Annotated in this window: 7 protein-coding genes; 4 read left to right on the forward strand and 3 right to left on the reverse strand. The window is 59.0% G+C overall.

Annotated elements, in window-relative coordinates; translation table 11 throughout:
* Nucleotides 1–193 precede the first annotated feature (193 nt).
* The 4 genes from VFU66_RS01500 (at nt 194) to VFU66_RS01515 (ending at nt 4,910) form a co-directional block, all read left to right on the forward strand.
* Nucleotides 194–1,372 carry a GumC family protein gene (locus VFU66_RS01500; RefSeq protein WP_326444459.1) on the forward strand — a complete coding sequence of 393 codons (1,179 nt, stop codon included), beginning with the start codon at nt 194–196 and terminating at the stop codon, nt 1,370–1,372.
* A 5-nt stretch (nt 1,373–1,377) separates the two neighbouring features.
* A complete protein-coding gene (locus VFU66_RS01505) occupies nt 1,378–2,253 on the forward strand; it encodes a glycosyltransferase family 2 protein (RefSeq protein WP_326444460.1) in 876 nt (291 codons plus the stop codon).
* Between the two features lie 74 nt (nt 2,254–2,327).
* Nucleotides 2,328–3,182 carry a glycosyltransferase gene (locus tag VFU66_RS01510; protein ID WP_414649360.1) on the forward strand — a complete coding sequence of 285 codons (855 nt, stop codon included), beginning with the start codon at nt 2,328–2,330 and terminating at the stop codon, nt 3,180–3,182.
* A 240-nt stretch (nt 3,183–3,422) separates the two neighbouring features.
* On the forward strand, nt 3,423–4,910 hold the full coding sequence (locus VFU66_RS01515; protein WP_326444462.1) for an MATE family efflux transporter: 1,488 nt from the start codon (nt 3,423–3,425) through the stop codon (nt 4,908–4,910).
* A 44-nt stretch (nt 4,911–4,954) separates the two neighbouring features.
* Here VFU66_RS01515 and VFU66_RS01520 read toward each other — a convergent pair whose 3' ends face one another.
* The 3 genes from VFU66_RS01520 to gatC form a co-directional block, all read right to left on the reverse strand.
* Nucleotides 4,955–7,720: an SLBB domain-containing protein gene (locus VFU66_RS01520; RefSeq protein ID WP_326444463.1), complete on the reverse strand. Its 2,766-nt coding sequence runs from the start codon at nt 7,718–7,720 to the stop codon at nt 4,955–4,957.
* Nucleotides 7,721–7,949: 229 nt separating this feature from the next.
* Nucleotides 7,950–9,407: an Asp-tRNA(Asn)/Glu-tRNA(Gln) amidotransferase subunit GatA gene (gene gatA / locus VFU66_RS01525; RefSeq protein ID WP_524536956.1), complete on the reverse strand. Its 1,458-nt coding sequence runs from the start codon at nt 9,405–9,407 to the stop codon at nt 7,950–7,952.
* Nucleotides 9,404–9,703, reverse strand: a 300-nt coding sequence (gene gatC / locus VFU66_RS01530; protein WP_326444464.1) for an Asp-tRNA(Asn)/Glu-tRNA(Gln) amidotransferase subunit GatC, incomplete at its 5' end; no start/stop codon positions are given. The genes gatA and gatC, both read right to left, overlap by 4 nt.

The raw sequence follows: 9,703 nt of genomic DNA on the forward strand, positions 1-9,703 counted from the left end.
CGACGATGCATGTATGCGGGAAGGCGGTGCTCGCCGGTATCGGAGCACACCGGTTGCTATAGTATAGAGGCGGATGACGAACATCCATGCAGTCTTTCTCCCCTCGGACCCAAGATAGATGATTGCGAAGACATCGAGCACTGAAGACACGGCGAGCAGCGTAGAGACGCCGCTCGCCAGCTCCGGTTGGAGTGTGCTTGAACTGCTGACTCTGCTGGCCAGGAAGCGCCGGTTTATTCTGCTCTTCACCGCGGCCGGCGCCGTGATCGCGATCTGTATCTCGCTGCTGTTGCCGGATCGGTATACCGGATATGCTTCCATCCTGCCGCCGCAGCAACAGATGAGCGGGACCGCGCTGCTCTCGCAGATGGCTGGCGGCGCTGGCGGCGGTATGGCAGCCCTTGCGGGGATGGGCCTGGGGGTCCACAGACAGGTCGATGTCTATGTGGCCATGTTCGGCAGCCGCACGGTCGAAGACGCAATGATTCATCGCTTCGATCTGATGAAGGCATACCGCACAAAAAAGATGTCAATCGCCCGCAAGATCTTTGAGAGCCGAACCACTGCGGTGGCCGGCCTCAAGGACGACATCATCCGGGTGTCCGTGGAGGGGCCGACTCCCGAAAAGGCGGCGGAGATGACCAATGCCTACGTGGATGAATTTCAGAAACTGGCATCGAACGTAGCCGTCACCGAGGCGGCGCAGCGCAGACTGTTCTTTGAACAGCAGGTAGAAGAGGCCAAGGACAAGCTGGCCGACGCCGAGCAGGACCTGAAGAAGACGGAACTAACCACCGGAATGATCCAGCCGGAGAATCAGTCCCGCGCCATGATGGAAACGGCGGCGACGCTCCAGGGGCAGATCTCCGCGAAAGAGGTCCAGATACAGGCGATGTCCGCCTTCGCAACCGACAACAACCCTGAAATGGTCGTCCTGAGGAAGCAGCTTGCGGGACTGCACGAGCAACTTCGGCAGCTTACGGGAAGCTCGGAGAGCAACACCGACCTGTTCGTGCCCAAGAACAAAGTACCCGCGGCCGCTCTGGACTATATTCGTAAGCTCCGTGAAGTCAAATATCGCGAGGCCATCTACGATGCCGACGCCACTCAATATGAATTGGCCAAACTGGACGAGGCAAAACAGGGGGCTATCTTCCAGGTCATTGATCGCGCCGTGCCTCCGGACACACATTCTTCTCCGCATCGTTCTATTTTGGTCATCCTGCTTACCGTTCTATCGTTTGTCATTGGCTGCTGTACTGTCTGGGCACGCGCGGTGTTTCGGGCGATGTGTGAGGACCCGGAAGACGGTCCGAAAGTCAGGTCACTCGTGGCGGCCTTGCGCGGACCCCATGGACAACAAGCGAAGTGAGCAATATGAACCGAACTCCGCACATAAGCTGCATCCTATTGAATTGGAATGGGTGGCAGGATACGGTTGAGTGTCTGGACACATTGCGTCAATGCACATACCCACGACTGAGCATCCTTGTCGTGGACAACGGCTCGACCAACGATTCGATTGCCAGAATCCGCGCGGCGCATCCGGAAGTGCGGTTGATGGCCAGCGAGAAAAACCTGGGCTTCGCGGGCGGCAACAATATCGGGATACGTTGCGCTCTGGCTGAAGGCGCGGAGTATATCTGGCTGCTCAATAATGACACTCAGCCTGCCCCGGATGCGCTGTCTGCGCTTGTAGCGAAAGCCACCACAGACGAGCGCCTCGGCGCAGTGGCCTCGGTTTGCTATTATGCGGACGCGCCTTCGACAGTGCAGGCTTGGGCCGGCACCCGCGTCAACCTCTGGTGCGGTTATGCGCGTAACAGCACGGTGCCTCAGGACGATAGCTGGTTTCATGCGCTTTACGGCGCAAGCATGTTAATCGCAGGCAAAGCCTTTGAGGAAGCGGGCCTCCTGGATGAAGGTTTCTTTCACTATTGGGAGGAAACGGAACTTTGCCTCCGTTTTCGCAAGATGGGATGGAAGCTGGCTGCCGCGCCGGACTCACGCGTGCTTCACAAGGTCGGAGCAAGCACTGGAAAGGGCCACCCGATGCTTGATCGCTACTTCACCGCGTCCGGCTTGCGAATCCTCAGGCTGCACTCCACTGTGCCGCATCTGGCCATGCCTGTATTTCTGGCGGGACGCCTCTTGAGCCGTTTCTTCAGGTTCCAATTTTCGCGGTGCGGGAGCGTATGGAAGGGAATGGAGGATTATCGTCATACACTCCCGGTTACTCCGAAGATTCGTTAAGTAACGTATTGCTTGAGAGAGTTTGAATCGCTAGATGTAGTTGTTGGTCGCAAGTGTCCGCCGGACGTTATCGAATGTCGAATCCGCTTTTGCAATGCGTCGTGGTGCTTTATCGGTGTTCTCCTGACGAGTCGAGAACGCTGGCATGTCTGGCGGAGTTTTTGTCGGAGCACGATGATCTGGCGCGGCAGATTGCCCTGCTCATCTACGACAACTCTCCCATCCGACAGACCGTGGATCCCGGTCGATGGCGGTGCGCAGCCGTGGAGTATCACTACGACGCAGAAAACGGCGGCCTGTCGCCTGCCTACAACCTGGCGCTGTCGAAAGCGCAACAGCGCAGCATCGAGTGGCTCGTTCTGCTGGACCAGGACACGGTTCTCACTTCTGAACTGTTTCCTGCACTCTTTGACGCAATTACGTCGCCAGTGTCTGCTGAGGTTTGCGCCATCGTACCGAAGCTCATGCGAGGGGGAGAGGTGCTCTCTCCGCAGATCGTGGGAAGATTTCGCAATAGAGCCTGTGGTGCCGCATTTTCAGGGATACTCGAGAGGCAGGTGACGGCGCTCAACTCCGCTGCCTGCGTGCGGGCACAGGCAGTGGCTTCGGTGGGAGGATTTGCTCCTGAGTACCGCATCGAGTTCCTCGACCACATCATGTTTCATCGGTTGCAGGCCGCAGGAGGCCGCGTTCTGGTTCTCGATATCGCGATTGAACATCATCTGTCGCTGACGAACATCGAGACGGAAATGGGTCTTGAACGATACAGGAGAGTGCTGGACGCGGAGTGGATGTTTGTTCGTGAAACGGGCTTCGGCGGCGGCCCTGCCGTACAACGGCTGCGCTTGCTGAAGCGAGCTTTCGTGCAAAGTGTCCGATTGCGCAGCAAGAAATTTGCGCGTCTGACGTTGCGCGCAGCACGGAAATGAACCATCGCTAGACAGGAAAGCATGCGAAGCGGTGTGGTGTATTCTCCTCAAAAGGACGGCCGCGTGCCACGGTGAATACCGTTCATTTCGAGACTCGAATGGGTGGGTGCTGATCACGGTGCCTCCGATTTTGCGGAATTGAGGATGAAAAGTTTGGAGAACCTATCCACTGACGTTCCGGTCCTGCCGGAAGAGCCACCTGCTGGAACGCCCGGGTTAGCAGCGACTCTATCGAAGAATGTGGCATTCAGCCTTGCCCGCGTGATCGCAAACGGATTGATTGCACTGGTTCTCCCCGCCTATCTGACACACCATATGTCGGTCGATACCTACGGAGCATGGGTGTTGATCCTGCAACTTGGGGCTTTTGTGTCGTTTCTCGACCTCGGGATCCAGACAGCAGTCTCCAAGTTTGTTGCTGAGCACGATGCAAAAGGCGACGAGGCGGAGGCGAGCCGCTACGCCAGCGCCGGTTTCGCCATCATGACGTTAACCGGGTCTCTTGGTGTCTTGTTGACGCTTGGACTTGCCTGGCAGGTCCCGCGGCTGTTCCACACGATGCCCACCGCGCTGTATGGAGATGTTCGCATCAGCGTCATGCTGGTGGGAATTTCGCTGTCGTTTGCACTGGTTTGTTCAGTGTTTTCGGCAATCTTCATGGGACTTCAGCGTTATGCGGTTCCGATGGGAATCGCCATCCTCAACCGGTTCTCGTTCGCTGGTGCGGTCCTTGCAGCGGTCTTTCTGCACGGCAGTCTTGCTGCGATGGGAATTGCGGTGGCCGTGGTTAACGTTGCCACGTCGCTGCTTCAGGTAGTCGCGTGGAAGAAATTGATAGCGCAGGTTCGCCTCTCGCTCTCGATGGTCAACGCCCCGGTGCTCAGGCAGATGGGGCGTTACTGCTTCCTGCTTGCAGTCTGGACGGTCGGCATGGTCTGCGTGAGCGGTCTCGACGTGACCCTGGTGGGTCACTATGCCTATAGAGAGACAGCGTATTACTCCATCGCGGTGCTGCCGACGAATTTTATGCTGGTCATCATGGCGGCGATGCTTGGCCCGGTGATGCCTGCGTCATCGGCGCTCAGTACGCAGCGGTCGCCGGTGGAGATGGGGCGTCTTCTTGCCCGGGCAACCCGTTACTCCACGATGTTTCTCCTGCTCACCGGGTTGCCTCTCATTGTGTATGGCCTGCCGATTCTGCAGATGTGGGTCGGTCCCGTGTATGCGGCGAATAGCTTTCGCTACCTCCAGATACTGGTCCTGGCAAATATCGTGCGCAACCTCTGCGCGCCCTACGCAACGATGGTGGCGGCAACGGGCAAACTGCGAGAAGCGACGGCGTCTCCGGTTCTTGAGGCGGTTGTAAACCTGACGTGCAGCATCCTCCTTGCGCGCAGGTTTGGTGCCATCGGAGTGGCATTCGGGACAATGATTGGCTCATTCGTGAGTGTTGCTCTGCACTTTCTCGTCAGCATGAAGTTGACTAGAAATACCTTGACGATACCCCGCACGAAGCTGGTGCTGGCGGGGCTTCTGAGGCCGGCAATGGTCGTGCTGCCTTGCCTGCTGTTCGTGCCTGTATGGAGATATTCTCCGAAGGCAGAGTCTCTGGGGCCGTGGGCCATCGTCTGGGGTGCAGGCACGCTCCTTGTCGCCTGGTTCGGCGTTCTTGACCAGGACGAGCGCGGCGGTTTGCTGCGGATGGCCAGAGGCGTTGCGAGAGTGTGAACCGCAAACTACAGCGTGGCCACACCCTCGTTGCGCGCGTCACGTTAGAACACGACGTTGGCGGCGGCTATCGCTATACCGAACTGGCCCACGATCTGCGCCAGATCGACGACCAGCCGCATGGTCTTGCCCTTGTTGAGGTTCAGCGGGACCACCACGGTATCACCGGGAAATAGCCGAAGCGAGTCAAAACTGTTGCCGCGCAAAGATGAGCTGTATTGCCTGCTGATGACCGCGCCGCTGGCCCGGATTACGAAAGCTCGGCCCTTGTCCGCGTCGCGGTTTGCGCCTCCTGCCAGCCGGATATAGTCCTTCAGCCGCTTGCCGGGGTCGTAGACAAAGGAGTTCTGATTGTAGACCGCTCCGTCCACGGCGACGGTCGAAGGCACGCGCGGCACGATGAACTGGTCCCCGTCTTCGAGAGGAAGATCGGGAAGATCGGCGACATTGTGGCTTCCAGGCGGCAGTTCCAGCACGATACGACCGGTTGCGTGGGCCTGGCGAAGGCTGTTGATGACATTCTGGTTCTGCTGTTGCGCGGCGGCCAGCGCGGCGCTGTCCTGCGCGCTGATTGCGCTGTTAGCGCTATTGATCGCGGTTGTGCTGACCTGCAAAGCGATCTGATCGACATACTGGTTCAGGCGCTGTTGCTGGACGCGACGTGTCGATTCGCGGGTAAATTCAGAGCCGTAAAGGTATGCTTCGGGAGTGAAACCGCCGGCCCGCTCCACCAACTGCCGCAATGTTTCGCCGGGATGCACACTGTAGATTCCAGCCGAGACGAATTCGCCTTCCAGCCGGACAAACCGTGTCTGCTGCGATTGCGGTACGCGAATATCGGCCTTGGAGAAGATCGTGATCACATCTCCCGGCATCAGTTCAAGGTTCTGCGAGGTGTCGCCTTCGAGGACGGCCTTGCCGAGATTGAACGGCAGCAACGAGGTCGTCAGGTTTTCTTTGTCCTGACGCTCAATGACCGCATAGTTCCAGTCGATGTCCGGCTCGGTCAATTTGACATCATTCCGTGGCCGGAACCTGCCCGCAAAGGTATTCGAGTTGGTTACGCCAACGCTGGCATTGGCCGAACTCGTGGAATTTGCGGTCGTTCCGGTATTGGGCATCATGGCGCCGGGGAAGGTCGTCGAGTTATTGCTTTGATACGGAGTGTTGGTGTTGCTGGAGGGGGGAGTGTAGCGATCGTTGGTTCCGCTCAGGGACGTGGATGAGAGTGGAATCGGTGTGCAGTTCAACCCGCCGTCGCTCGTAGGCTCTCCATTTTCGTCCACGGACGGCTCGGCATTATCGGTTCCCTCGGGGCTGCCGAACGGGAGTCCCACCAGTTCCGAGTTGTCCCGCGTCGAGGAGTATCGCCAGTTCGGATGCTCACCCTCTTCTCCTACCGGTATGCCGTATCGAAGACTGGGCACGCCGTAGGCTGTTTGCGGAGGGCACGTGGGAATATAGGTCAACCCCGGCTGGCCAAGCTGGCTCTGTTTGAGCCAGTAGTCCCGCGTAACGAGCGCCTCTTTGTTGGGGATTAGATCGAGCACGCGCATTCCGGGCCTCCATGTATAGCGCCCGGGGTTGGCCACATTGCCGCGCAGGGTGACTGCATTCTTGTACTGGTCAACCAGCGCAGTTACCTCCAGCAGATCGCCATTGTGCAGTACGGTCGAGCGTCCCGCCTCGTCCAGTGACAGCTCGGTGATGCTGCGCTGGCGGCTTGCGTCAATTCGCTCCAGCCGGACTTTCTCGCCCGACGCCACACTGGTCAGTCCGGCCGCGAGTTCCAGTACGTCGCCCACCGTTGTGCTGTTGTCTGATTTCAATTCGTAGATTGCCGGAGCATGGACGCTACCCGCAACAGCCACCTGCGGGCCCACGGGCGGGATATAGATGACATCACCAGGCAGCAACTGCGCATCATGCGATTTGTCGCCATGCAGCAGAAGATCGTAAAGGTCGAAGTCCACGACGACCTTGCCGTCTCGCTTCAGTTGGATGTGGCGCATACTGCCGGCCGGGGTTGGGCCTCCTGTAGCGAACAGCGCGTTTGTCAGCGTACTCAACGAGCTGATGGTGTAACTGCCCGGCCGCCGTGCCTGACCCACAACGAAGACCTGGATCGAACGCAGGTGGCCCATTGTGACGTTCAGATCGAAGTTGCGGAAGACGCGCCCCATCTGTGCCTTCAGATAGTCGTGGACCTGCGCGAAGGTTAGTCCCGCAACAGTCAGTGTTCCAACCTGAGGAATGTAGATGCTGCCGGTGCGGTCCACTGTGTATCGGCCATTGAGCGTAACCTGTCCCCACACCTGGACCATCAGCTCATCGCCCGGCCCAATCATGTAACCAGGTGTTACCGGAACCAGGTTTAATGGTGCGAAGGTGGATGGCGGTTTACGAAAGAGGCCAGCCCCATAGATGGGCAGCATCTTTCCAAGTGAATTGGCGATCATCTGCTGGAACTCCGTTGGTGAGTCCAACGGCAGGTTCTTCTCGGGTTGGGTCGGCTCGGCGGTCCGCGTGTTCGTGTTCCGCTCATTGGCGGGGACGGGAATTACGATTCCGCGCACGGTGTTCGGCAGTTGCGTCTGGTTGGTCTGGTTGCGGAGCGACGGATAGTCGGTCTGCCCGGAGCCCGGCTGGCAAGCAGGATCCGTTGGGCTACAGGTTTGTTCCTGCCCCGAGATGCTGCCGAGGGCCTGACCGTAGTCCACAAACTGCGCGAATGCTGTGCCCGCTCCAAGCGCAGCGAACAAAAGCACATATCCAAACTTGAAGACCCCAGGGGAGTTGCTGCACTGCATCTGCTGTTATCCTCGTAAGCCGACCGCTGTCAAACTGCCTGTATTTACCAAAGCAACCCGCTTGCAACTGTGTCTCTGCACTCGCACGGGCGCTGAGTTCCCTCGAAAATTGCTTTGTCCAAGCATAACTCGAATGCAATCGCGAATTGTGCAAAGTCGCGCAGCCACGGCGTGTCTTGTACCAAATTGAGTTCTCGTCCGAGGGACAGCCAAAAGCGTATCGAAACGCTCAGGTGCTCCGCTGCCCCATCTCCACAGCCTGGGCTACGCGCAAAACCGTTTGTTCTTCGAAGTGTCCGCCCATGATCTGGACTCCTATCGGCAGCCCGGTCTTTGTCGAGCCGCACGGCACGCTCACGCCGCAGATGCCCGCAAGGCTGGCAGCCACCGAATAGATGTCTTCCAGATACATCTGCACGGGATCATCCGTCTTTTCACCCAGCTTGAACGGCGGCGTCGGTGTCATCGGCGTCACCAGCGCATCAACCTCGTGAAAGGCCGCGAGAAAGTCCCGCGTCAGCAGCGTTCGTACCTGCTGGGCCTTGCGATAGTAAGCGTCGTAGTATCCGGCTGAAAGGGCATAGGTCCCCAGCAGAATCCGGCGTTTCACTTCGGCACCAAAGCCCGCGTCCCGCGTCTTACGGAACATCTCGGAAAGAGTCTTAGCCTCAGAGTCCCTGAGCCCGTAGCGGACTCCGTCAAATCGGGACAGGTTCGAGGACGCCTCCGCCGTGGCAATCACGTAATAGGTCGGAATTGCGTACTTTGTATGCGGCAGGCTGACTGGCTTGATGATGCATCCCGCCGTCTTGAGGCTGGCCAGCACACGGTCGGTCGCGGCCCGTATCTCCGCGTCCAGACCATCGCCAAAGTACTCTGCCGGGACCCCGATGCGCAGCCCGGCGACCGGTTTGTCGAGCGCACCGACGTAATCGGCTACGGGGCGCTCCGACGAGGTGGCGTCCATCTCGTCATGTCCGGCGAGTACGTGCAGCAGAGTGGCTGCATCCTGCACATTCTTCGTCAGCGGACCTACTCGATCCAGTGACGAAGCAAACGCAATCAGCCCATACCGGCTGACCCGCCCATAAGTCGGCAAAAGGCCAACGACGCCGCAGAAGGCCGCCGGCTGGCGGATCGATCCGCCCGTGTCCGTCCCAAGCGTAGCCACGGCAAAGTCAGCGGCCACCGCTGCCGCGCTGCCTCCGCTCGAACCTCCGGGAACCCGGTCTAACGCTCGTGGGTTCTTTACTGGTCCGTAGGCAGAATTTTCGTTCGAGCTGCCCATGGCAAACTCGTCGCAGTTGAGCTTGCCCAGCAAAACGGCGCCCGCTGCCTCCAGCCGCTTGACCGTCGTGGCATCGTAAGGGGGCCTGTATCCCTTCAGGATCAACGACCCGGCCGTGGCTGGAGCGCCCCGCATAGCCAGCACGTCCTTGATTCCGATGGGAACCCCAGCCAGTGGTGGCAGTGCCTCGCCCTTGGCCGCCATCTCGTCCACCTTTGCCGCCTGAGCCAGAGCCCGCTCGCGGCTTAGCGCCAGATAGCTGTTGATCTCGCCATCTTTTTCCGCAATGTGCGCATAGTGAGCCTCGGCCGTAGCTGTGGCCGTGGTCTTGCCGACGGCAATGGCCGTCCGCACCGTCTCAATCGTCAGATTGTTGATATCCACCGAACCTGAACTCACCTTTCAATTACCTTGGGGACTTTGAAAAACCGTCCATTCGTCTCCGGAGCGGCTGCCATCACCGCTGCGCGATCAATCGAATCGCGCACATGATCGACACGCAACTCAGCGCCGGAGGCTTCGGACCCGGCGCCAAGCGCCTCGCCTACCTGGGCCATCGCCGGTACGCCGGAGGTGTCCAGTTCATTTAATTGCTCGACGTAGTTCAGGATTGCGTTCAGGTCCCGCCGCATCCGCGGCTCTTCTTCCGCAGTCAGCTCCAGGTTCGCCAGCTCGGCAACCCTCCGCACGTCGTC

The organism is Edaphobacter sp., assembly GCF_035763405.1.
Lineage (GTDB): Bacteria > Acidobacteriota > Terriglobia > Terriglobales > Acidobacteriaceae > Edaphobacter.